The sequence below is a fragment of the Anaerostipes faecis genome (genome assembly GCF_910574135.1).
GTDB lineage: Bacteria > Bacillota > Clostridia > Lachnospirales > Lachnospiraceae > Anaerostipes > Anaerostipes hominis.
The window spans coordinates 189,695-211,612 of the sequence record NZ_CAJSYK010000002.1 but is presented as its reverse complement, the minus strand read 5'-3'; the positions used below and the strand labels follow the sequence as shown (position 1 = coordinate 211,612).

Genomic DNA, 21,918 nt, shown 5'->3' with positions numbered 1-21,918 from the left:
TGAGTAAAATCTTTCGTGTTCTGTCTTTTTTTCTCGTGAAATGTCGGTTATAATCATCCTAGACGACAGGGAAAGGAAGAATAGAAATATGGATGCGGTTTTATTTGATGTTGACGATACATTGTATGATCAGCGGGAGCCTTTTAAAAGAGCCTTCTATCAGTTGTTCGGCGAAACATATGAAGTTGATATGGAGCAGCTGTTTGTGCTGAGCAGAAAGTACAGTGATGAGGCTTTTGAACATTCCCAAAGCGGGAAGATGACAATGGATGAGATGTATATTTACAGAATTCGGAGGGCACTGAAAGAGTTTGATATAAGAATCCCAGATGAATCCGCACTTCAATTCCAGCATTTATACGCCGGATATCAAAAACAGATTGCGGTTTCGGAGGTTATGAAAGAGGTCCTGACATTCTGCCGGGATAGGGTTCCCATAGGGGTGATCACAAACGGACCGTCCGGACACCAGTGGGAGAAAATAGAGACGCTGGGCCTCAGAAAGTGGTTTTTGGACGATACAATCTTCGTGTCCGGAGATGTGGGAACTGCAAAGCCTGCTGAGAAGATTTTTTGGTATGCATGTGATAAGATGAAGCTTCGGGACGCCTCGGTCTGGTATGTCGGGGATTCCTTCCGGAATGATGTAGAGGGAGCAAAAAACGCCGGGCTTCATTGCATATGGATGAACCGGAGGAATCATACATATCCGGTATCCAAAATACGTCCGGATCACTGTGTCTGCTCGGAAAAGGAGCTGTACCAGCTGCTGCAAAAGCTTCTGTGAGATAAGACAGGTCTAAAACTTTTCAAAACGTATGGAAAAGTTTTAGACCTGTCTATTTTTTTGCAAAAATGTCCGAAATCCTTTTGACTGTTTTTTGAAAGGGGACGGTGATATAGTAAAGACACAGCAACGGAGGGATAAAAATGAACAAGAGATCAAGGGAGATTTTGCTGGGACTCATAGATTTGGAGAAGACATTCCGTATCAGTGAACTGGCAGAGAAATTCCAGGTGTCGGAGCGCACTATAAGAAATGACATCAATGATGTCAATGACTTCTTGGAACAACATGAGCTTTCTTCAGTAAAACTGGGGAGCAACGGGACACTTCTTGTGGAGGATGACATTGAACTGGCGGCAGGCCTGTTTAATCAGAATGATTTTTACACATACCGGCTTTCCAAAGAAGAGAGAAAGCCGCTGATCGCGGCGATCCTGATCGAAGCTTCGGGCTATACGACTTTATCAAACATGGCAGAACTTTTGTATGTGAGCAGGGCCACAATCATCAACGATTTAGAGAGTGTCAAGCAGATGCTTTTAAAGGAACATCTCACTGTGGAATCCCATTCCAACAAAGGGCTTGCCCTTCACGGAAAGGAGAGTGATAAGCGGGCATGCCTGTTAAAACTTCTGAACCAGGACGGATCTTTTCAGGCCGCAGGTTCTGTGGTCCAGAGCTTTATCAGAGGACTGAATATCAGCCACAGGCTGAAAAAAGAAGACAAACAGAACCTGCAGAAAATCATTAATGAACAGGAGCACACACACGGGAGGTTTTTAACCGACGCATCTTTCAACTATCTGCTCTCGTATCTGACCATACTGATCCAGAGAGTTAAGCAGGGGCATCAGATCACCGAGTCTCTGGAGGTAAAGAAGAGCAAGTACGAGATGGCAGAGGATATTTTGAGGTATGTGTGCCAGTACTGGGAACTTCCTGAGAGCCAGGGGGAAAAGGAACTGTTAAGCGATATTCTGGACAGCTTAAGCTACATAAAAAAGGACAGCAGGAACCAGAGAATCATCGGCCTCCAGTTGGTCACAAGGAAATTCATTGAGCAGATATCCAATGAGCTTCAGGTGGACCTTAACCGGGATTTTGTGTTTTATGAAAATCTTGTAAACCATCTGGAATCCATTTTTACGAAAGAGTTTAATATCATTCAGAGAGACGATTTTCTCAGACAGATCGTAGAACAAAATCAGGAAGCCCTGCATGCGGTTAAGAACAACATTGAGATGCTGGAACGGTTTGTGGGAAGAAAGATCCAGGCGATCGAGGCCGATTACATTGTGATTCACATCAGCGCCGCTCTGGAGCGGAGAAAGAAAAAGGAAATTGATTTCCGAGTTGTCATTGTCTGCAACGGCGGAGTGGGGACATCGCAGCTCCTTCTGGCAAAAATGAGAAACCGCTTTGATTTTCACATCATCGATGTTGTCTCTGCCCATGATCTAAGAAAAAGCCATTATGAAGACATTGACATGATCGTGTCCACGATTCCCTTAAAGGCTTATGAGGGAGAATATGTGCTTGTGACACCGATGTTTTCTGACGAAGATTATCTGAGGGTTAATAAAAAGATCGAGCTTCTCCAGAAAAAGAACAGGGTTCGCCAAAAGAAGCTGCCCGAAAAAGAAAGAAATCCAGATGAACTTTCCGCTTTGCTGCGGCCGGTGATCAGAGATCCGGAACTGTTCAGGGAAGTGTCCATGAAGATCTATGAGTATTTCGAGGAGTCCTTTGATGAGGAGCGGGAGCCGTTTTTGTGTGAATTGTTGAGAGAAGAGAATATTCAGCTTAATATCGAGTGCAGAGACTGGAAGGATGCCATCAGAAAATCGGCAGAACCGCTGCTTTTAAAAGGGTATATCGAAAATCGGTATGTGGACGCCATGATAGAAAATGTACTGGAAAACGGCAGCTACATCGTTATTTCCAAGGGATTTGCACTGCCCCACGAGGGATTTGAGCTGGGCAGCCGGAAAGTTGGGATGAATATGATCCGTCTTAACAGGCCGGTGATCATTGAGGACGAGGACGGTGACCGGGAAGAAGTGAGATTTTTCTGCTGCCTGAGCACCGTGGACCACAAAAAGCACATCAAAGCCTTTTTCCACCTGGTTAATATGCTGACCAATGAAAGATTTAAGGAAGAGCTGTGGAATGCCGAAAGTCCCCGGGAGACAGCGGCAATTATTAAAACTTATGAACAGAGAATAAAGGAGTGACAACATGGTTTGGGAACATTTAAACAAGGAATTGATACTGCCTCAGATTGATGCCAAAGACAGTGCAGACATTTTTGAGCAGGCGGGAGGAAAATTAGTCTCTCTGGGCTACTGTAAGGACAGCTATGTAGAGGCATTAAAGCTGAGAGAGAAAGATTTCCCCACAGGCGTTGACATGGGAGGGGTGGGAGTTGCCATTCCCCATACGGATGTGAGCCATGTCCTGAAAAAGGGCATCGTCATCGCTACCACAAAGAAGCCGGTCACCTTCGTACAGATGGGAACGGACGATGAGACCGTAAATGTAAGGGTCGTCTTCATGCTGGCCGTGGATGAGAAAGGGCATCTCGAGTTATTGCAGGCAATTTTAGGGATTCTGCAGGACCTTCATGTAGTAGAAAAACTAAGCAGCGCGCAGAACCCGGAAGAAATTATAAATATCATCAAAGAAAAGGAGAATTCATTATGAAAAAGAAAGTTATCGTAGCATGCGGAGGAGCAGTGGCAACATCCACAGTAGCGGCAAATGCAGTGGTGGATCTGGCGAAGGAAAATGGAATTGATGTGGAAATCGCGCAGGTAAGAATCTCAGAGATCGAGTCCAATCTTCCGGCCGATCTGATCGTGACGACCTCAAAGGTAAAACGGGATTACGGTGTGCCGCTGATTACAGGGATGCCGTTTATCTCAGGGATCGGCGCAGACAAGACAAAAGAAAAGATTTTGGAAGTACTGAAATAACAGACACGTGGGAAACACCAAGGAGGTAAAGGAGAAAAACTATGGGTATTTTTGGAGACGCGATTAATTACATCATTGGCTTGGGTGCATCCGTTATGCTGCCTCTCGTCATCGCTATACTGAGTATTATTGTAGGAGTGAAAGTAGGAAAGGCCATCCGTGCCGGACTTATGGTAGGTGTTGGATTTGTAGGGCTGGGACTTATCGTCGATATGATGAATGCAAATCTGGGGCCTGCGGCAAAGGCCATGTCAGAGACTTTTGGGCTCCACATGAGTGTGGTAGACGTAGGGTGGCCGGGGATGTCGCCGATTACATGGGCATCCGGCATCGCAACCGTTGCGATCCCAGTAGCAATTCTTGTAAATGTGGTGATGCTTATACTCAAGCTTACCAAAACCGTAAATATTGATATTTGGAACATCTGGCACATGACATTTACCGGGGTGATTGCCTATGCAGTGACAGGAAACTTTGCCATCGGGATTGCAGGCGTAGTGGTCCATGCAATTTTTACATACAAATTCGGTGATCTGTATGCTCCGCTGATGGAAGACTATTTTGAACTGGAAGGCCTTACAGTTCCCCACGGAACATCCGCCTACCTGGCACCGTTTGCCTGTACGATCGACGCCATTATCGAAAAGATACCAGGACTGAACAAGATCAGCATTACTGCCGATAAACTACAGGAAAAAGTAGGTGTGCTCGGAGAACCTATCGTCATCGGAGGACTCCTCGGAACTTTAGTAGGTGCGCTGGCAGGCTATAATTTTCAGGCCGCACTTCAGCTGGGCATCAAGATGTCCGCAGTCATGGTACTTATGCCGAAAATCACAAAATGTATCATGGAAGGCCTCATGCCGATCTCAGAGAGAATGAAAGAAATTCTCACCAAACGTTCCGGGGACGGAGAATTTTACATCGGACTTGATCCGGCGATCCTTTTAGGGGATTCCCAGGTAGTAACCGCAGGGCTGATTTTTATCCCGCTGACAATCTTGATCGCAGTAATCGTGCCGGGAAACATCATTCTTCCATTCGGTGATCTGGCGACGATCGGGTTCTTTATTGCCATCGCTGTGGCTGTCCATAAGGGAAATCTGTTCCGCACGCTGATCTCAGGCTCCGTGATTATGTATGTGACCATCTGGATCGCCAATCAGGCAATTCCGTGGACTACGGCACTTGCTAAGTCCGTTAACCTGACAAACGGAGCATCCAGAATTGCCGCACTCGACCAGGGCGGGTCACCAATCACCTATATGTTCACACAGATCTTTACGAGGGAAAACCTTGCAGGGCTAGCTGTAATCGCCGTGATCTACGCAATCTGTCTCGTATTCACTGTAAGGACATCCAAGGCCAGAGCGGCCGCATTAAAAGAAGAGAAGTAAAACATCAGAAAACCGGGCGGGCTTTTGCCCGCCCGGACTGATAACAGAATATCAGGAGGAAAAAGATGCCATTAATGACAACAACACAAATGCTCCTCGATGCCCAGAAAAACGGGTATGCAGTGGGTGCTTTTAATGTAGAAAACATGGAAATGGTCATGGCGGTCATGGAGGCAGCCGAGGAACTTCATTCCCCGGTCATCATGCAGACTACGCCGTCCACGGTAAACTATGCGGGACTGGATTATTTTCTGGCAAATGTACGGACGGCGGCAGAGCGTGCCAGCGTGCCCATCGCCATGCATCTGGATCACGGAAACAGTTTTGAACTGGCCATGCAGGCATTGAGGGCTGGCTATACATCCATTATGATCGACGGGTCCCATGAATCCTTTGAGGAGAACATCCGGCTCACCAAATCCGTAGCCGATGCATGTGCCCCGTCCGGAGTTCCGGTGGAAGCGGAGCTTGGAAAAGTCGGCGGAAAGGAAGACGATTTGGACGGAGGGGCCGGAGGATACACGGAACCTTCAGAGGCGTTGGAATTCGCAGACAAAACGGGAATTACTTCTCTGGCCGTGGCCATCGGCACAGCCCATGGCGTTTATAAAGGGGAACCGAAGCTGGATCTTCTGCGCCTGTCAGAAATCCGGAAAGTGGTTTCTGTACCACTGGTGCTCCATGGAACAAGCGGTGTGCCGGACGAGACGGTGACGGAATGTGTCAGCCGGGGGATCTGCAAGGTAAACTACGCTACAGATTTAAGGATCGCATTTACAAGCGGGGTTACCAGTGTGCTCAAAGAAAAACCAAATACGATCGATCCCAAAAAATATAATGCCGCGGGAAAAGAAATGGTAAAGGAATATGTCAAATCAAAAATAAAGGTCGTAAAGAGTGAAGGAAAGGCTTAGGTGAGTGGTATGAAAGCAGGAGTGGTCCATGCAAAAAATGACATCCGGTTCGAGGAAATCAAGACCCCGGTTCCGGAAAAAGGGCAGGTGCTGATCAAAGTCAAATATACAGGAATCTGTGGCTCTGATGTGCCGAGAGTCAACGGGGATGCGTGTCATTTCTTCCCGAATGTGCTGGGACACGAGTTTTCCGGTGTTGTGGAGCAGACCGGGGAAGGAGTTCAAGCCCTGAAATCCGGAGACCGGGTAGCCGGGGTGCCTCTGGTGCCCTGCATGAAATGTGAGGACTGTCAGAAGGGAAATTATTCCCTTTGCAGGCATTACAGTTTTATCGGGTCCAGGGAATTCGGCAGTTTTGCCGAGTATGTGGCAGTGCCGGAGAAAAATGCAGTAAAATTTGAAGATTCCGTATCTTTTGAGCAGGGGGCTTTCTTCGAGCCTGCCACAGTGGCTCTCCATGGACTTTTAAGGACCGGCTACCGGGGAGGAGAAAATGTGGCGATCCTGGGCGGCGGTACCATCGGGCTGTTCACGGCCCAGTGGGCAAAGATTTTCGGTGCAAAAAAAGTTACGGTTTTTGACATCAGTGACGAGAGACTTAAGCTTGCAGAGAAACTGGGCATCGACGAGGGTATCAATACTCTGGATAAAGACTTCATGGAGCAGGCTATGGCGCTTACCGGGGGTAAAGGATTCGGCTATGTGTATGAGACCGCAGGGGTTACCACGACCATGAAATATGCATTCCGATTGGCAGCCAATAAAGCGGGAGTCTGCTTTATTGGAACACCGACTAAAGAATTATCTTTTAGTGTGGAAGAATGGGAAAATATGAACCGGAAAGAATTTACTCTGACCGGGTCCTGGATGTCCTACAGCGCCCCGTTTCCGGGGAAAGAATGGGAGCTTACAGCCCATTATTTTAAGACCGGGCAGCTGAAATTTGATGATTCACTGATATTCAAGAAAATGCCTTTATCTGAAATAGCGGATGCTTTTGAACTTTACAAAGAAAAAGGTACAGTAAAAGGCAAGATTTTGATTGACAGTGAGGGATGATTTATGATTTTAACAGTGACACTGAATGTATCAGTGGATAAAGCATACAAAATAAAAGGAGCTGTGTGTCCCGGCGCCGTCTCCAGGGTGGAGGAATGCAGGAACACCGCAGGAGGAAAAGGGCTCAATGTGGCAAGGATTGCAGATCTGTGCGGAGAAGATGTTTTAGCAGCTGGTTTTGCCGGAGGATTCAACGGCGATTATGTCAAAGCAATGCTTTGCGAAGACGGAATTCAAAGCAGATTTACAAAAGTAAAAAGCGAGTCCAGAAGCTGCATTAATATATTGGCCGGGGACGGTACATCCACAGAATTTCTGGAACCGGGTGCGCCGGTAGAGGAAGAGGAGTGGAATCGGTTCTTAAAGGATTTTGAAGAGATGGTAAGAGAGAGTCATGTGGTTACTATCTCAGGCAGCGCTCCAAAGGGACTTAGGACGGATTGTTACCGGAAGATGATCGAAATAGTGAAGAGGCAGGGAAAAGAGGTTATCTTAGATACCAGCGGAGAGTATTTAAGAGATGGACTGAAAGCGAAACCTACGATGATAAAACCCAATCAAGAAGAACTGGAAGACCTGCTTGGAGTGGAGATTAAAAACCGGGAAGAACTGATCTCGGCAGGGAAAAAGCTTGGAAGTCAGGGAATCCCATATGTAGTCATATCCCTTGGGGCAGAAGGAGCTTTAATGATTTGTGATGAAAAAATCTATCACGGAAAGCCTCCTGAATTAGACGCGGTGAATCCTGTAGGATGCGGGGATTCCATGGTAGGAGCCTTTGCAGCGGCGTTCTGCCAGGGAAAAACAGACAAAGAAACACTGGCTTATGCAGTGGCAGTGTCTGCTGCCAATGCGATGAATCCGGGGACAGGAAGATTCCGCATCAAAGATATGGAAGAAATTTTTTCAAAGGTAGAAGTTGAAGAGATTACTTATTAACAGCAGAAAAGCAAGACACTATGCAGCATGAAGTGTCTTGCTTTTTATTATTTCTTAGGAAAGACATTGTAAAGCCCCTCAAAGAGTGAGGGCCCAAGAGATGAAGCGGGCTTGCCATTTTGTTCAGACAGGGATATATGCAACGGAATTCCCATGGTGGCGGATGACCTGTTCCAAATCGGCACAGCTGATCCACACCGTGGCAGTGTTATCGTTTGGATGAACTCCGATGCAGGAGCTGTCTTTGAGTTCTTCGTCTATAAAAACTTCCACAGCCAGATGTTCATCGTTTAAGATTCCCATGGGAGAGACAGAACCTTTGGTTACCTTCAAATGTTTCATGAGCCGTTCCTCCGATGCGAAACTTAATCTGGATGAACCGATGGTCTGCCGGAGCGTTTTCAGATCCACCAGTTTGTCTCCGGCAACAAGAACGAGAAAATGCCGCTTGCCGCTGCCGTCTCTTAAAAAGAGATTTTTTGCAATGGATTCATTGGGTCTGGTCAGATGCAAAGCCTCGATCTCCTCCATCGTATAGGCAGCAGGGTGATTTTCGTACTCATATGGGATGTGGAGGCGGTCAAGCGTATCTAATACCTTTTGTTTCATGTTCAAGTCCTTCTTTCTATTCGATCAGTGACAGAAGTTCGTCGGGTTTTTCCAGCACAACGGCATTTTCTTTTTTCAGTGCTTCGGAGGCTCCCCATCCTGCAAGGGCAAAATCACATCCGGCGGCTCTGGCACAGTCTATGTCATAGCTGGTATCCCCGATAAAAAGCATTTGGCTTATCGGTATTTCAGACTGTTCTGCCAGATATAACAGAGGTTCAGGGTCCGGTTTGGCATGTGCTGCCTCGTCCAGGCAGATGGAGTGCTCCATGAAATGTTTCAGCCCATGGCGCTCCATCGTTTCTTCATATTCGATTCGGAGTTTATTTGTAGCAACGCCCAGGATAAGCCCTTTTTGCCTCAGGGCAGATAAAGTGTCCAAAATTCCGTCAAACGGATGGATCGTATGTGCATAGCAGTCAATATATTTTAACCACCCGTTAATACTTCCCTCAGGAAAGCCCATAGAGTCCAGCAGGGCCAGGCTGTCGCCGCCGAGAACAAATTCAAGCTCATTAAGCGGCCTGAATTCTTTCCATGTCTCTTCGTACAGATCTCTGAAGCCTGCGAGAATGGAATATTTGGTGTCCAGCAGAGTACCGTCCAAATCAAAACAGATCATCTTATAACCAAGTGATAAGCTATTCATATATCTTCCTCACTTTATAAAACAGAAATCGTATAGGCAAGTGTCTCTGACTGCCCCGGGCCCAGTATGCGGACTCCGCGTTTGTGTTCAAAAATGCCGTCCTCATTGGAACAGGTAGAAGTGCCTGACCAGGGTTCAATTGCCACAAACGGTCCGTCATTGGCGCTGGACCAGATGCCGAGATAATCAAAGTCTTTAAAATCGACGCGGATTCCTTTTTGCGTTTCTTTATGCAGCAAAGAAGCCGATCTGGATTCCAGACTGTCAAAGATCAGGGCGTCGTCATAAAAAAGTTCGTGCTTTACGCCGAATGAAGACGCATGATCAAGCAAAGCCTTTCTGTTGTTTACATTGATCAGGCCGTCCTCTGTCAAAACCGGACATCCGGCCGTCTCCGGCTTTTCAAATTCTATGATATAATCCTCAAAAGCTTCTCCTTCATTCAGTGGACAGTTAAACGCGGGATGTCCTCCAACAAAATATGGCATCACTTCAGAGCCACAATTCTTCACGGTGTGTTCGACAATCACACTGCGGTCTTTGACACGGTAAGTCATTTCAAGTTCAAAGTCATAGGGGAAAGATTTCATGGTCTCTGCGTCAGCGTGCAGAAACAGAGAAATGCTGTCGCTATCCAGGTGACGGAGGGTAAATTCACATCTTCTGGCTATTCCATGCCTGCCCATAGAACAGGATTTACCGTCTCCGATTTTCGCCTCCCCGTTCCTTAAACTTCCGCAGATTGGAAACAGGATCGGAGCCTGTCCGCTCCAGAAATCAGGATTGCCCTGCCATAAGTACTCTAAGCCTGCTTTATCTTTAATAGAAGTAAGGCCTGCCCCGGATGTGTCAACAGAAACTGTAAGAACACCGTTTTTTAATTGATATGAACTCATATTACGCTCCTTTTGCTGAACAAAAATAAACAAGTTTCTTTTCAGAATATTATACCTTATATGATATAATGGTGCAAAGGAGAAACATTATGACAAGCAGCCGTTTATTTGAGATCATTTATATTTTGCTGGAGAAAAAGAAAGTGACAGCGCCGGAGCTCGCCGAGAGGTTTGAGGTTTCGGTGAGAACGATATACCGGGATATCGATGCGCTGAGCAGTGCGGGCATACCGGTATACTGTACTCAGGGAAAAGGAGGGGGCATTGGCCTGTTGGAAGACTTTGTCATGGACAAGTCTGTCCTCACGGAGGAGGAACAAAATCAGATACTTCTCTCACTCCAATGTATGGCAGTCACGAATCACATGAATGCTGAAAAGCTTCTATCCAGATTGTCCAGCCTGTTCCAGAAGGTCGATGAGAACTGGGTCTACGTAGACTTTTCACGCTGGAACCCAGGGGGAGAAAAGGAACTGTTTGAAAAACTGAAAGAAGCGATCCTTAACAGGGAAGTGGTCATATTTGATTACTATAATGCGAAGGGGGAACATTCCAGAAGGGAGGCAGAGCCCATGCAGCTGTATTTCCGCGGCATGGACTGGTATCTCGCTGCATTCTGCAAAAAGAGCAGGGAGATAAGGATCTTTAAACTCAAGAGACTTAAAAATCTGGAAAAAACAGAAGAACGCTTTTTGAGAAAAGACATCCGGGATATGAAAACAATGCCGCTTCTGGAAGAAAAGAATGATATGGAAGTATCCGTCAAGGTAGAAAAAAGTCTTGGATTCCGTGTCTATGATGAATTCGATCCGGACTGGATTCGGGAGCAGGAGGGATTTTTTTATATCACGTTCCCATGTTCCGGGGAAGAATGGCTGTATGGATGGCTTTTATCCTTCGGGCCGGGGCTTGAGGTGCTCGGGCCAAAAGAAGTCCGCAGCGAAATGAAATGCCGTCTCCGGCGCATGGCAGGCCGGTATGAAGAAAATATTTAAAACCTGACAGACAGCTGTCAGGTTCTCTGTTGTACAATAAAGAAAAAACAATGGAGGCAGAATTATGAATTATGAAGTGGTAGAATTAGAAGAAAAGATTGTTGCAGGGATCAGTGCGAGGACATCCAATGATGCACCGGATGCCGGGATGGTGATAGGATCTCTGTGGGGGCGTTTTTTTAAAGAAGGGATCTTTTGTAACATTGCAAACAAAGTAAATGAAAAGAGTATCGGCCTGTATTCTGATTATAATGATGAGAGTATGCAGGAATATCAGATCACAGTGGGATGCGAGGTAAGCAGCACCGAACAGGACCAGGAAGGACTTACTTTCATTGTGATCCCAGAAGGAAAATATGCAAAGTTTATTGTCCGGGGCCATATGCAGAAAGCTGTGACCGAGTTTTGGATCAAGCTGTGGAAGATGGATTTAAACCGCAGCTTTACAGGGGATTTTGAAGAATACCAGCCGGGAGGCACGCTGGAAGACTCAGAAATTCATATGTATATTGCACTGAAGGAGTGATACACAAAAATGGATTATGTGAAAGCAAAGCATATCATAACCAGAGGACCGGGGGACTCCTGGTTCGGCGGAGATTATAATATGAATATATACCGTGGCTGCTGCCACGGTTGTATTTATTGTGACAGCCGGAGTGACTGTTATCATATTGAGAATTTTGATCAGGTGAAAGCGAAAGAACATGCCATGGAAATTATCCGGGATGATCTGAGAAGGAAAACAAAAAAGGGAGTTGTGGCAACCGGCGCCATGAGTGATCCGTACAATCCTTTTGAAAAAGAACTGATGCTGACCAGGCATGCCCAGGAACTGATCAACGCTTTCGGCTTTGGCAGTGCCATTGCAACGAAAAGTGCCATGATTACAAGAGACATCGACATTCTGGAAGAGATAAAGGAACATTCCCCTGTAATCTGCAAGCTGACGATTACGACCTGTGACGACACTCTCTGCAGAAAAATAGAGCCGGGGGTATCCCTGTCATCTGAACGGTTTGAGGCTCTTGCGAAACTCAAAGACGCGGGGATTTTTGCAGGGATCTTAATGATGCCGGTGCTTCCGTGGATCGAGGATACAGAAGAAAATATTCTTGGTATTGTTAAGGCAGCGAAAGAATGTGGAGCAGATTTCATCTATCCTGCCTTCGGAGTGACATTGAGACAGAATCAGAGAGAATGGTATTTTGAGAAACTGGACAGACTGTTTCCGGATGAAAATTTGAGGGAAAAATATAAGAAGAGGTATGGAGACCGATACCAGTGTACCAGTCCGCATGTAAAACAGCTGTGGAGCCGGTTTGCGGCCGCCTGCAATGATGCGGGTATTCTGTTTAATATGCGTCATATCATTAGGGCATACAGGCGTCCGTATGAAGCCAGGCAGATGAGTCTGTTTGACCTGTTTTAAGAAAATATAACAAGGGGCATTGTACAGCGGCTGTACAGTGCCCCTTGTGCCTGAGTGGAAAAAAGTTTTCAAATATGGTAAACTGAAAGATACAGTGCTGACAATTCTATATATAGAACAAATTAAATTTGTTTTATAGGAAACAGAATAAAAGGATCTGGAGAGATACAGATCCTTTTGACTGTTTATACAAAAGGAGTGAATTGAATGATAGAGTTTCAACATGTAACTAAGAGTTTTAAAGATAATAAAGTCCTGTCGGATATCTCTCTGACGATTGAAGATGGGGAACTGGTGGCGATTATCGGTTCCAGCGGCTGCGGAAAAACCACAACGCTGAAGATGATCAACCGGCTGATCCGTCCGACGAAAGGCAAGATTTTTATCGACGGAAAAGACATTGAAGATATGAACAAAGTCGAGATGCGGCGCAGTATCGGATATGTTATACAGCAGGCCGGGCTGTTTCCTCATATGACGGTCAGAGAGAACATCGAACTGATTCAAAGATTAGAAAAAAAGGACGAAGAACAGATCAGGAAGAATACGGAATATCTTATGGATATGGTCGGTCTTAACGGAGATGAATTCCTGGACCGCTATCCCAATGATCTGAGCGGAGGACAGCAGCAGCGTGTCGGTGTCGCCAGAGCACTCGCGAATAATCCAAAAATCATTCTGATGGACGAACCTTTTTCGGCGCTGGACCCAATGACAAGGGTCAGTCTTCAGGACGAGCTGATTGCTCTTCATGAGAAAGTGGACAAAACCATCGTATTTGTCACCCACGATATGGATGAGGCGATCAAGATCGCAGACAAAATCTGCATCATGAAAGACGGCCATATTCTCCAATATGATACACCGGAAGAAATCCTTAAAAACCCTGCAAACGAGTTCGTAGAAAACTTTGTAGGGAAGAACCGTATCTGGGGGTCACCGGAGTACATAAAGGTGGAGGATATTATGATTGAAAATCCGGTCACCTGTAACGGGGACCTGTCCAGGACCCGATGTGTCAAAAGGATGAAAGAACGGCATGTAGATACCCTGCTTGTAGTAGATAAAAACAGGAAGCTCCAGGGCATGGTCAACAGAAAAGCTCTGTACCGTGCCAAGAATCCGCTGGCTGCAGCGGAGACCATGATGAAGACAGATGTTCTGACTGCAAGTCCGGATGACAATATCCTGAAGCTTTTAAAACTGATCGACGAATATGATGTAGGGAATATTCCTGTAGTTGATGAAAATGAGAAGGTACTTGGACTGATCACAAACAGCAACCTGATCTCTACGCTGAGCCAGCAGTATTTAACAGAAGACGATGAAGATACAGCGGTGCGGCCGTCAGATGAAGACCAGAAAGATATGACAGAGAAGGAGGTGTAACCGATGGAATTTATTCAATATATGATACAAAACAAAGAACAGATTTTATCTCTGGTGACAGAACATATCGAACTCACCGCCATAGCAGTGGGCTGCTCTATTCTCGTCGGTGTCCCTCTCGGCATCCTGATCAGCTATGTGAAGAACTTAAATAAACCGGTTCTTGGAGTCGCAAATGTAGTGCAGGCGATCCCAAGCATGGCGCTTTTGGGACTGTCCATTCCTCTGTTAGGAATTGGTACCCTGCCGGCTGTTGTGATGGTTATTATTTATTCCCTGCTTCCCATCATAAAGAATACCTTTACCGGTATTAACAGCATCAGTCCGGAAATGGTGGAAGCGGCCAAGGGAATCGGATTAACAAAAGCACAGGTGCTGTTTAAAGTTAAAATACCTCTGGCCCTGCCGATCATCATGGCAGGTGTGAGGATTTCTGCGGTAACTGCAGTGGGGCTTATGACCATGGCTGCATTTATCGGTGCCGGAGGACTCGGATATCTGGTGTTTTCAGGAATCCGTACGGTCAACAATGCCCAGATCCTGGCAGGGGCTATTCCGTCCTGTATCCTGGCACTTCTGGTAGATTATCTCACAGGGCTGATTGAAAAGCTTGTGACGCCGATCAGTCTGCAGCAGGGATATGAAGGTTCAAAAGAACAGTTAAAAAGAAAGAGAAGACGCCAGAAAGGTGTCCTTGTACTGGTAGGAATTCTGGTAGCTGCCATCATGGGCAATTCGATAATTGCAAGCTTCAGGGGAGATGATAAGAGGATTGCCATCGGAAGCAAGGATTTTACGGAACAGCTGGTACTCTGTAACCTGTATGCCGATGTGATCGAGGATAAAACAGACATTAAAGTGGACCGCCGAGAGAATCTGGGCGGAAGCGAAGTCTGCTATGAAGCCCAGGACAAAGGCGAGATCGACATGTATGTGGAATACACAGGTACCGCATATATGAATATTTTAAAGGAAAAATCCACGGATGACATGGATAAAGTCTACAGGACTTTGAAGAAGTATTTTAAGGAAAAGAACAATTTTGAAGTCCTGGATCAGACGAAGTTTAACAATACCTATACACTGGCTGTGACCAAAGAGACTGCAAAAAAATATAATCTGAACAAAATCAGCGATTTACGGGGAGTCGGTTCAGAACTGAGTATCGGGTCCACTCTGGAGTTCCTGAACCGTGCTGACGGAATCCCCGGATTGTGTAAAACTTACGGTTTTAAGTTTAAGAGCGAAACAGGAATTGACGGCTCACCGAGATATACGGCTTTAGAAAATAAAAAAGTTGATGTGGTAGATGCTTTTGCCACAGACGGTCTGTTAAAGAAGTTTAAGCTGAAGGTGCTGGAAGATGACAAAAAATATTTTCCGCCATATTACGCAGTGCCGGTCATCAGAGAAGATACACTTAAAAAATATCCGGAACTTGAGAAAGTTATCAATGAACTGAGTTCTGCATTGACCAATGAAGCCATGATGGAAATGAATTATGAAGTAGATGAACTTGGAAAGGAGCCGAGAGAAGCGGCACATGATTACCTTGTAGAACAGGGAATTATTGAAAAATAGAAGATCATAGAGAAGCGCCTGCAGATTTCCTGCAGGCGTTTTATTTTTCAAAGCTGCCAATGTTATAAATATGGGTAGAATTTTGTCTCGCGTTATGCTAATATGACTAGGTATGTTATCAAATAGAATGAATGAGATAACGGCTCAAATCAAGAAATAAGGAAAGAGGAAGATAGAATGGCAAGCAGCATAGAAAAGGAAATCGGACGAAGGAGGACCTTTGCGATCATCTCTCACCCGGATGCGGGCAAGACAACACTTACAGAAAAGTTTCTGTTATATGGGGGAGCGATCAACACGGCAGGTTCGGTAAAAGGAAAGGCCAACGCAAAACATGCAGTCTCAGACTGGATGGAAATTGAAAAAGAGAGAGGAATCTCTGTGACTTCCTCTGTTCTTCAGTTTGAATACGATGACTACTGCATCAATATCCTGGACACGCCGGGACATGAGGACTTTTCTGAGGATACCTACCGGACTCTGATGGCTGCGGACTGTGCGGTGATGGTCATTGACGCGTCCAAAGGTGTGGAGGCACAGACGATCAAATTGTTTAAAGTCTGTGTCATGAGGCACATTCCTATTTTTACTTTTATTAATAAAATGGACCGGGAGGCAAAAGATACATTTGAACTCCTGGATAATATTGAAAAAGTGCTCGGGATTGACACCTGTCCGGTCAACTGGCCGATTGGATGCGGAAAAGAGTTTAAGGGAGTTTATGAGAGAAACAGCAGAGAAATCCTGGGATTTGAATCAGTATCCACAGGCGGTTCCAAGGAGGCGAAAGAGACCATCGTTTCCATTGATAACGGACAGGCTGAGCAGATGATAGGAGAGGACTTCTATGAAAATCTTATGGAAGAGATTGAACTCCTGGACGGTGCATCCCAGCCTCTCGATATGGAAAAGGTCCATAAGGGTGAGCTGTCCCCGGTATTTTTTGGATCTGCGCTGACGAACTTTGGTGTGCAGCCGTTTCTGGAGCATTTCCTTCAAATGACCACAGCGCCGCTTCCGAGAGTATCAAAAGGGACAGAGATCGCTCCTGCGGAACATGATTTTTCCGCTTTTGTCTTCAAGATTCAGGCAAACATGAATAAAAACCACAGGGACAGGATCGCTTTTATGAGGATCTGCTCCGGTAAATTTGAAGCCAATATGGAAGTAAAACATGTACAGAGCAAAAAGAAGATGCGCCTTTCCCAGCCGCAGCAGATCATGGCACAGGAGAGGAAAATTGTAGAGGAGGCCTATGCCGGAGATATCATCGGGGTATTTGATCCGGGGATCTTTTCTATTGGAGATACGGTCTGCATGCCGAAAGACGACTTTGAGTATGAGGGAATCCCTACGTTTGCGCCGGAGCATTTTGCCAGGGTCATTCAGCTGGACTCTATGAAGAGAAAGCAGTTTGTAAAAGGTGTGGAGCAGATCGCCCAGGAAGGTGCCATTCAGATATTCCAGGAACACCAGGCCGGTTTTGCCGAAATCATAGTGGGAGTCGTCGGAACCCTGCAGTTTGATGTGTTAAAATACCGTCTGGAGAATGAATACAACTGCGAGATCCGTCTGGAGCCGCTTCCGTACCAGGCGATCCGCTGGATTAAGGACGTCAAGACAGACATGAATAAATTAAAAGGCGTTGCAGAGGTAAAGAAAGTCCGGGATATGAGAGGAAATCCCCTTCTTTTATTTAAAAACGAATGGGGCATCCAATTTGTTCTGGACCGCAACGAAGGACTGGAACTGGTGGAATTCAGCAAAGAGTAGACAAAAACAGTTGACAGGATCAGATTTTGATTGTATGATATTAAGAGTTGTGAGAAACAACAGGAACAAGAAAGAAGAGTATCCACTCTCACCTTAGCACCGGAGTGACTTGGGTTAATATTTAAGAAATTGATTCTATAATCATGCTTGAATGTAAAGTGGATAGTCTGACTATCCACTTATTTTTTATGGAGGTGTAACGTTATTAGCGATTTAATGATCAATGGACAAATCAGAGACAAAGAAGTGCGGCTGATCGGAGAAGATGGATCACAGTTAGGGATTATGTCCGCAAGGGAAGCTCAGAAAAAAGCTGATGAGGCTGAACTGGATTTGGTGAAGATTTCTCCGAAAGCGAAACCGCCTGTGTGCAAGATTATCAATTACGGAAAGTATAAGTATGAACTGGCCCGCAAGGAGAAGGAAGCGAAGAAGAAGCAGAAGACTGTTGAGGTGAAAGAGGTTCGGATGTCTCCGAACATCGATACGAATGATCTGAATACAAAGATCAGCCATGCCAGAAAGTTTTTGTCTAAGGGTGCCCGCGTTAAAGTAACGCTTCGTTTCAGAGGAAGAGAGCTTGCCCATGTAAATTCCAGCAAGGGAATCCTTGATGAGTTTGCAAAAGCTTTAGATGACGTAGCGACCGTTGATAAACGTCCTAAATTTGAAGGCAGAAGTATGATTATGTTTTTAGCACCTAAGAACTAGTGCCAGGAAGAAAGAAGAAAGTACAAGGAGGAAATTATCATGCCAAAAGTAAAGACATGTAGAGCAGCAGCAAAAAGATTTAAAAAGACAGGAACAGGAAAATTAAAAAGAAATAAGGCATATAAGAGCCATATCTTAACAAAAAAATCTCCTAAGAGAAAGAGAAATCTTAGAAAATCTGCAGTGACAGATTCTACAAACGCAAAAGTAATGAAGAAGATTTTACCGTATTTATAAGATAGAATATTGAAGGAGGTACTATAAGAAATGGCAAGAATCAAAGGCGGAATGAACGCGAGAAAGAAACATAATAAAGTATTAAAGCTGGCAAAGGGTTACAGAGGTGCCAGATCAAAACAGTATAGAGTTGCAAAACAGTCTGTTATGAGAGCTCTCACATCTTCTTACGCAGGAAGAAAACAGAGAAAACGCCAGTTCAGACAGTTATGGATCGCACGTATCAATGCAGCTGCAAGAATGAACGGTTTATCTTACAGTAAATTCATGCACGGATTAAAGTTAGCGGAAGTTGACATCAACAGAAAGATGCTTTCTGAGATGGCAATCAGCAATCCGGAAGCGTTTACAGCACTGGTAGACGTTGCAAAAGGAAAATTAGCGTAAACATATCATTTGATTTTACGGCCCTTGCGGCTTTCAGATGCCCTTTCTGCGGGATACAGTATAAAAACTGTATCCCGCAGGAAGGGTGTTTTTTACATTAAATACCTCCGTTTGACATGTTTCTCTATAATGTTACAGAACATGCGTATTTATTACGAAACTATTACGAAATTATTTAAAAAGTATTGACATGGAGGCTGGGCGTGTTATAATAACACCTGTAACAACGATCTTAACAAAATTGTAACATTTAGAATTTGAGGAGGAAACATGATTATCAAGAAGATGAAACTGTCCGCCGCAGTAGTGGCCATGGCAGGTATGATATTGACATCGGCTCCTGTAAATGCGGCACCAAAAGAAACAGCGAAGCCGGCAGCGGAAGACCAGAAAAAAGAAAACAACCAGGAGCAGAGCAAGTATGCCGATAAAGTAGTTGCGAAAGTAAAGAGCTCCTCTACTTTGAACATAAGAAAGAAGCCGAATACAGATTCCAAGATTTTAGGAAAGATGAAAAGAGGAGCACTCGGGACCATTGTAAAAAAAGGTACAGAATGGACTAAAGTGAAATCTGGGGATGTGACCGGTTATGCGAAAAATGACTATCTTGTCTTTGAAGACGATATACAGGCATTTGCAGAGAAAAATATTAAGAAGGTTGCAAAAGTCACCACAGAGACTCTCAGGGTCAGGGAAAAAGCTTCTAAAAACGCTGATGTAGTGACATTAGTCTCCCAGGATGAAACTTATAAGGTGAAAAAACAGAACAGTGACTGGGCAAAGGTAAAAGTCGATGGTGAAACCGGATATGTTTCAAAAGATTATGTGGATGTAAAATATAAATTTAAAAAAGCAAAATCTATGAAGCAGATTGAGGCAGAGCGCCAGGCAAAGCTGGAAGCAGAAAGAAAAGCCCGGGAAGCCCGGGAACAGCAGACTGTTCAGAACTCAGTCCAGTCATCAGGAAGCAGTTCCGCAGACACGCAGAGCACCGGAAGCAGCCAGAGCAGGGAATCGATTCCGGCATCTGCAAGCGTTTCAGGAACATCTACAGGAAAAAGAGTGGCGAACTACGCACTGCAGTTTGTAGGGAACCCGTACCGCTACGGCGGAAACAGCCTCTCGAACGGAATCGACTGTTCCGGATTTACACAGCAGGTCCTGGCCAAGTTCGGATACAGCATCAGCAGAACGTCCAGTTCACAGGCCTCTGAAGGTGTCGCAGTTTCCACAAGTAATCTCCGTGCAGGAGATCTTATCTTTTACGGAAGCGGCGGAAGCATCAACCACGTAGCCCTTTATATCGGCGGTGGACAGGTTGTGCATGCAAGTAATTCAGCTCCTTATCCAAAAGGAGGAATCAAGGTCTCAAATGCATTCTACCGGACTCCTGTATGTGCAAGAAGGATCATCCAGTAACAAAAGAATATACAAGAATAAAATTAATTTCCCGGAGACTTCGGTTTCCGGGATTTTTAGATTTATTAAAAAAATCTGAATTTATCTCTGAGAGTTGCAAAATTATGACAGCCGATGTATCATGGGTAATATATAAGGGGGGTATTATCGTGAATAAAGCTTTAAGAAAGGCCGCAGGTGTTTTATGTATGGTCATTCTTACTCTGAGCGTGTCGGTGCCGGCATACGCCGTGGAACCGGATAAAGCAAAGGACACTGCTGAGACTTCATCATCCAGTGCTTCAGAAACAGAGACAGAGGCGACCACAGAAGAACAGACGGCAGCACAGGAGCCTAAACCTACAACGGCTTCAGAAAAGCCTGCCACAGAGAAAAAGGGGGACAAAGCAAAGACAGAAAAAGTACATAACAAGAAGAAAAAGAGCAAGAAGAAACTAAAAAAGAAAAAAGATAAGAAGAAAGAGAAAGAAAAGAAGATCGTCGCTCCGGAGGAGTCTGTTTCCGTCAGATCAGAGACAGCTCTTGCCAGAGAGGAAAAATTAAAAAGACAGCTCTTGAGGGAAGAAAGCCTGGAGCAGAGTCTCATTCATGCGGATAAGTTAAAGGAAGAGATCCAGAAGTTTTATCAGGCACTGAATGAGCAGAGCGGCAGTGTGGCGATTCCGGGTGTAGTGGCATTGACCGGGGTGAAGAAGGACGTGAATGACACTCAGATCGGCCACAGAGTCAATCATTTGCTTCTGGAACTGTCAGTAAAGACCAAGAACGGTTATCTCAAAGACATCGCAGAAAACTATAATTTCGATGTAGCCGGTGAAGTGAAGGTGGCGGATGTCATTGAAGATGAAGAGACGATCCAGTTAAAGCAGTATTTGGACCAACAGATTTTAAACTGCGACAAAACACAGGAGCAGAGGCTGAAGGAACTGAAAAAGAGCGGGAAAAAGATAAGGTCACTCAAGAAGCAGATCAAAGAGCTGAAGGCGGATAAGCCCCGCGTATTTGATCCGATGAATCTTCTGAAGAAAAGTAACTTGTCAGTGGAAGAGATTCGTCTGATGCTGAAGGGTTCCGCTCTTGAAGAACAGGCTCCCGCATTTTATAAGTGTGAGAAGAAATATGGGGTCAATGCAGTCGCTGTGATGGGCATTGCTATCCATGAGAGCGCCTGGGGGACCAGCAGGCGTGCCAGGGAGGACCACAACCTCACAGGCTACGGGGTCACATCTGACAGCGCCAAAGGCATCAATGCGCCGACTAAGGAAGAGAATCTTCTGATGACTGCCAAACTGCTGAAAGAAAAGTATCTGGTCAAGGGAGGGGCTTATTATCACGGCCCCACAGTAAAAGGAGTCAATCAGTGCTACTGTGTTGGGAACACATGGGCCGGCTATGTGACCAACCGATGCTATGAGATCATGAAAAGATTATAAAGATTCTGACGAATCATCGTCGAAGGGACGGTATTTTATACGCCACCTTTCGACGACTTTTTTTGCCCATTTTTCTCTTTGCCTGTATTGGAACAATGACAGGAACAGAGAAAGAAAGATGAGAAAAGTACACAGAACCCAGACCTTAAATAAGTATTTTTTGTCCATAAAATTCACCTTTTAAACTATGTAAATGATTTTTATTTATATAAGCTATTCTAACAAAAACAAATAACGGAGACAATAGAGACAGAAAAATGTATTTTAAAAATAGAAAATATTTATGTAAGCAGGAGTTTGTTGCTCTCGATTCATAAATATGTAAGAAGTGGAGTA

At 45.1% G+C, this 21,918-nt stretch carries 22 protein-coding genes; 19 read left to right on the top strand and 3 right to left on the bottom strand.

Annotated elements, in window-relative coordinates:
• The first annotated feature begins 88 nt into the window (after positions 1–88).
• The 8 genes from QGT46_RS02855 to pfkB all read left to right on the top strand — a co-directional run bounded on the left by QGT46_RS02855 (position 89) and on the right by pfkB (position 8,071).
• The gene (locus QGT46_RS02855; RefSeq protein WP_270430287.1) at positions 89–787 is read left to right on the top strand and encodes an HAD family hydrolase; all 699 of its coding nucleotides are present in this window, start codon (positions 89–91) and stop codon (positions 785–787) included.
• Between the two features lie 143 nt (positions 788–930).
• Entirely contained in the window at positions 931–3,021 is a 2,091-nt protein-coding gene (locus QGT46_RS02850) for a BglG family transcription antiterminator (RefSeq protein ID WP_301589466.1), read from the top strand.
• 4 nt (positions 3,022–3,025) lie between these two features.
• Complete coding sequence (locus QGT46_RS02845) at positions 3,026–3,490, top strand: PTS sugar transporter subunit IIA (protein WP_024726853.1); 465 nt, start codon at positions 3,026–3,028, stop codon at positions 3,488–3,490.
• Positions 3,487–3,762, top strand: coding sequence for a PTS galactitol transporter subunit IIB (gene gatB, locus QGT46_RS02840; RefSeq protein WP_024726854.1), 276 nt, complete (start codon positions 3,487–3,489; stop codon positions 3,760–3,762). Before QGT46_RS02845 ends, gatB begins: the two co-directional genes overlap by 4 nt.
• Before the next feature lie 41 nt (positions 3,763–3,803).
• Positions 3,804–5,159: a PTS galactitol transporter subunit IIC gene (locus QGT46_RS02835; RefSeq protein ID WP_301589465.1), complete on the top strand. Its 1,356-nt coding sequence runs from the start codon at positions 3,804–3,806 to the stop codon at positions 5,157–5,159.
• A gap of 65 nt (positions 5,160–5,224) precedes the next feature.
• Entirely contained in the window at positions 5,225–6,073 is an 849-nt protein-coding gene (gatY, locus tag QGT46_RS02830) for a tagatose-bisphosphate aldolase subunit GatY (protein WP_024726856.1), read from the top strand.
• A gap of 9 nt (positions 6,074–6,082) precedes the next feature.
• Complete coding sequence (locus QGT46_RS02825; protein WP_270430340.1) at positions 6,083–7,132, top strand: galactitol-1-phosphate 5-dehydrogenase; 1,050 nt, start codon at positions 6,083–6,085, stop codon at positions 7,130–7,132.
• A gap of 3 nt (positions 7,133–7,135) precedes the next feature.
• Positions 7,136–8,071 carry a 1-phosphofructokinase gene (gene pfkB / locus QGT46_RS02820; RefSeq protein ID WP_024726858.1) on the top strand — a complete coding sequence of 312 codons (936 nt, stop codon included), beginning with the start codon at positions 7,136–7,138 and terminating at the stop codon, positions 8,069–8,071.
• A gap of 123 nt (positions 8,072–8,194) precedes the next feature.
• On the opposite strand, the gene QGT46_RS02815 is transcribed toward pfkB, so the two are convergent.
• From QGT46_RS02815 to QGT46_RS02805, 3 genes are read right to left on the bottom strand one after another with little or no spacing between them, the layout of a single operon-like run.
• Positions 8,195–8,680, bottom strand: a complete 486-nt coding sequence (locus QGT46_RS02815) for a prolyl-tRNA synthetase associated domain-containing protein (RefSeq protein ID WP_270430288.1) — start codon at positions 8,678–8,680, stop codon at positions 8,195–8,197.
• A gap of 16 nt (positions 8,681–8,696) precedes the next feature.
• Positions 8,697–9,329: an HAD family hydrolase gene (locus tag QGT46_RS02810; protein WP_024726860.1), complete on the bottom strand. Its 633-nt coding sequence runs from the start codon at positions 9,327–9,329 to the stop codon at positions 8,697–8,699.
• 14 nt (positions 9,330–9,343) lie between these two features.
• Positions 9,344–10,225, bottom strand: a complete 882-nt coding sequence (locus QGT46_RS02805; protein ID WP_024726861.1) for an aldose 1-epimerase family protein — start codon at positions 10,223–10,225, stop codon at positions 9,344–9,346.
• A gap of 89 nt (positions 10,226–10,314) precedes the next feature.
• Here QGT46_RS02805 and QGT46_RS02800 point away from each other — a divergent pair, with 89 nt between their 5' ends.
• The 11 genes from QGT46_RS02800 to QGT46_RS02750 all read left to right on the top strand — a co-directional run bounded on the left by QGT46_RS02800 (position 10,315) and on the right by QGT46_RS02750 (position 21,582).
• A complete protein-coding gene (locus QGT46_RS02800; protein WP_270430289.1) occupies positions 10,315–11,220 on the top strand; it encodes a helix-turn-helix transcriptional regulator in 906 nt (301 codons plus the stop codon).
• Between the two features lie 64 nt (positions 11,221–11,284).
• Positions 11,285–11,746 (top strand): GyrI-like domain-containing protein, encoded by a 462-nt coding sequence (locus QGT46_RS02795; RefSeq protein WP_024726863.1) that lies wholly within the window; start codon positions 11,285–11,287, stop codon positions 11,744–11,746.
• 9 nt (positions 11,747–11,755) lie between these two features.
• Positions 11,756–12,652 carry an SPL family radical SAM protein gene (locus QGT46_RS02790; protein WP_270430290.1) on the top strand — a complete coding sequence of 299 codons (897 nt, stop codon included), beginning with the start codon at positions 11,756–11,758 and terminating at the stop codon, positions 12,650–12,652.
• Between the two features lie 207 nt (positions 12,653–12,859).
• Positions 12,860–14,041 carry an ABC transporter ATP-binding protein gene (locus QGT46_RS02785; protein ID WP_024726865.1) on the top strand — a complete coding sequence of 394 codons (1,182 nt, stop codon included), beginning with the start codon at positions 12,860–12,862 and terminating at the stop codon, positions 14,039–14,041.
• Positions 14,042–14,044: 3 nt separating this feature from the next.
• Positions 14,045–15,622, top strand: a complete 1,578-nt coding sequence (locus tag QGT46_RS02780; RefSeq protein WP_024726866.1) for a glycine betaine ABC transporter substrate-binding protein — start codon at positions 14,045–14,047, stop codon at positions 15,620–15,622.
• Positions 15,623–15,799: 177 nt separating this feature from the next.
• The gene (locus tag QGT46_RS02775) at positions 15,800–17,395 is read left to right on the top strand and encodes a peptide chain release factor 3 (protein ID WP_024726867.1); all 1,596 of its coding nucleotides are present in this window, start codon (positions 15,800–15,802) and stop codon (positions 17,393–17,395) included.
• Positions 17,396–17,611: 216 nt separating this feature from the next.
• Complete coding sequence (infC, locus tag QGT46_RS02770; protein WP_006569065.1) at positions 17,612–18,106, top strand: translation initiation factor IF-3; 495 nt, start codon at positions 17,612–17,614, stop codon at positions 18,104–18,106.
• A 39-nt stretch (positions 18,107–18,145) separates the two neighbouring features.
• Entirely contained in the window at positions 18,146–18,343 is a 198-nt protein-coding gene (gene rpmI / locus QGT46_RS02765; RefSeq protein ID WP_006569064.1) for a 50S ribosomal protein L35, read from the top strand.
• Between the two features lie 30 nt (positions 18,344–18,373).
• The gene (gene rplT / locus QGT46_RS02760; protein ID WP_006569063.1) at positions 18,374–18,730 is read left to right on the top strand and encodes a 50S ribosomal protein L20; all 357 of its coding nucleotides are present in this window, start codon (positions 18,374–18,376) and stop codon (positions 18,728–18,730) included.
• A 270-nt stretch (positions 18,731–19,000) separates the two neighbouring features.
• Positions 19,001–20,149: a C40 family peptidase gene (locus QGT46_RS02755; RefSeq protein ID WP_148460176.1), complete on the top strand. Its 1,149-nt coding sequence runs from the start codon at positions 19,001–19,003 to the stop codon at positions 20,147–20,149.
• 149 nt (positions 20,150–20,298) lie between these two features.
• On the top strand, positions 20,299–21,582 hold the full coding sequence (locus QGT46_RS02750; RefSeq protein ID WP_158221709.1) for a glucosaminidase domain-containing protein: 1,284 nt from the start codon (positions 20,299–20,301) through the stop codon (positions 21,580–21,582).
• Positions 21,583–21,918: the final 336 nt, after the last annotated feature.

Bases quoted from the DNA above. Each gene is read 5' to 3' on its own strand.
- QGT46_RS02855 (WP_270430287.1), top strand. From the start codon at position 89: ATGGATGCGGTTTTATTTGATGTTGACGATACATTGTATGATCAGCGG.
- QGT46_RS02850 (WP_301589466.1), top strand. From the start codon at position 931: ATGAACAAGAGATCAAGGGAGATTTTGCTGGGACTCATAGATTTGGAG.
- QGT46_RS02845 (WP_024726853.1), top strand. From the start codon at position 3,026: ATGGTTTGGGAACATTTAAACAAGGAATTGATACTGCCTCAGATTGAT.
- gatB (WP_024726854.1), top strand. From the start codon at position 3,487: ATGAAAAAGAAAGTTATCGTAGCATGCGGAGGAGCAGTGGCAACATCC.
- QGT46_RS02835 (WP_301589465.1), top strand. From the start codon at position 3,804: ATGGGTATTTTTGGAGACGCGATTAATTACATCATTGGCTTGGGTGCA.
- gatY (WP_024726856.1), top strand. From the start codon at position 5,225: ATGCCATTAATGACAACAACACAAATGCTCCTCGATGCCCAGAAAAAC.
- QGT46_RS02825 (WP_270430340.1), top strand. From the start codon at position 6,083: ATGAAAGCAGGAGTGGTCCATGCAAAAAATGACATCCGGTTCGAGGAA.
- pfkB (WP_024726858.1), top strand. From the start codon at position 7,136: ATGATTTTAACAGTGACACTGAATGTATCAGTGGATAAAGCATACAAA.
- QGT46_RS02815 (WP_270430288.1), bottom strand. From the start codon at position 8,680: ATGAAACAAAAGGTATTAGATACGCTTGACCGCCTCCACATCCCATAT.
- QGT46_RS02810 (WP_024726860.1), bottom strand. From the start codon at position 9,329: ATGAATAGCTTATCACTTGGTTATAAGATGATCTGTTTTGATTTGGAC.
- QGT46_RS02805 (WP_024726861.1), bottom strand. From the start codon at position 10,225: ATGAGTTCATATCAATTAAAAAACGGTGTTCTTACAGTTTCTGTTGAC.
- QGT46_RS02800 (WP_270430289.1), top strand. From the start codon at position 10,315: ATGACAAGCAGCCGTTTATTTGAGATCATTTATATTTTGCTGGAGAAA.
- QGT46_RS02795 (WP_024726863.1), top strand. From the start codon at position 11,285: ATGAATTATGAAGTGGTAGAATTAGAAGAAAAGATTGTTGCAGGGATC.
- QGT46_RS02790 (WP_270430290.1), top strand. From the start codon at position 11,756: ATGGATTATGTGAAAGCAAAGCATATCATAACCAGAGGACCGGGGGAC.
- QGT46_RS02785 (WP_024726865.1), top strand. From the start codon at position 12,860: ATGATAGAGTTTCAACATGTAACTAAGAGTTTTAAAGATAATAAAGTC.
- QGT46_RS02780 (WP_024726866.1), top strand. From the start codon at position 14,045: ATGGAATTTATTCAATATATGATACAAAACAAAGAACAGATTTTATCT.
- QGT46_RS02775 (WP_024726867.1), top strand. From the start codon at position 15,800: ATGGCAAGCAGCATAGAAAAGGAAATCGGACGAAGGAGGACCTTTGCG.
- infC (WP_006569065.1), top strand. From the start codon at position 17,612: ATGATCAATGGACAAATCAGAGACAAAGAAGTGCGGCTGATCGGAGAA.
- rpmI (WP_006569064.1), top strand. From the start codon at position 18,146: ATGCCAAAAGTAAAGACATGTAGAGCAGCAGCAAAAAGATTTAAAAAG.
- rplT (WP_006569063.1), top strand. From the start codon at position 18,374: ATGGCAAGAATCAAAGGCGGAATGAACGCGAGAAAGAAACATAATAAA.
- QGT46_RS02755 (WP_148460176.1), top strand. From the start codon at position 19,001: ATGATTATCAAGAAGATGAAACTGTCCGCCGCAGTAGTGGCCATGGCA.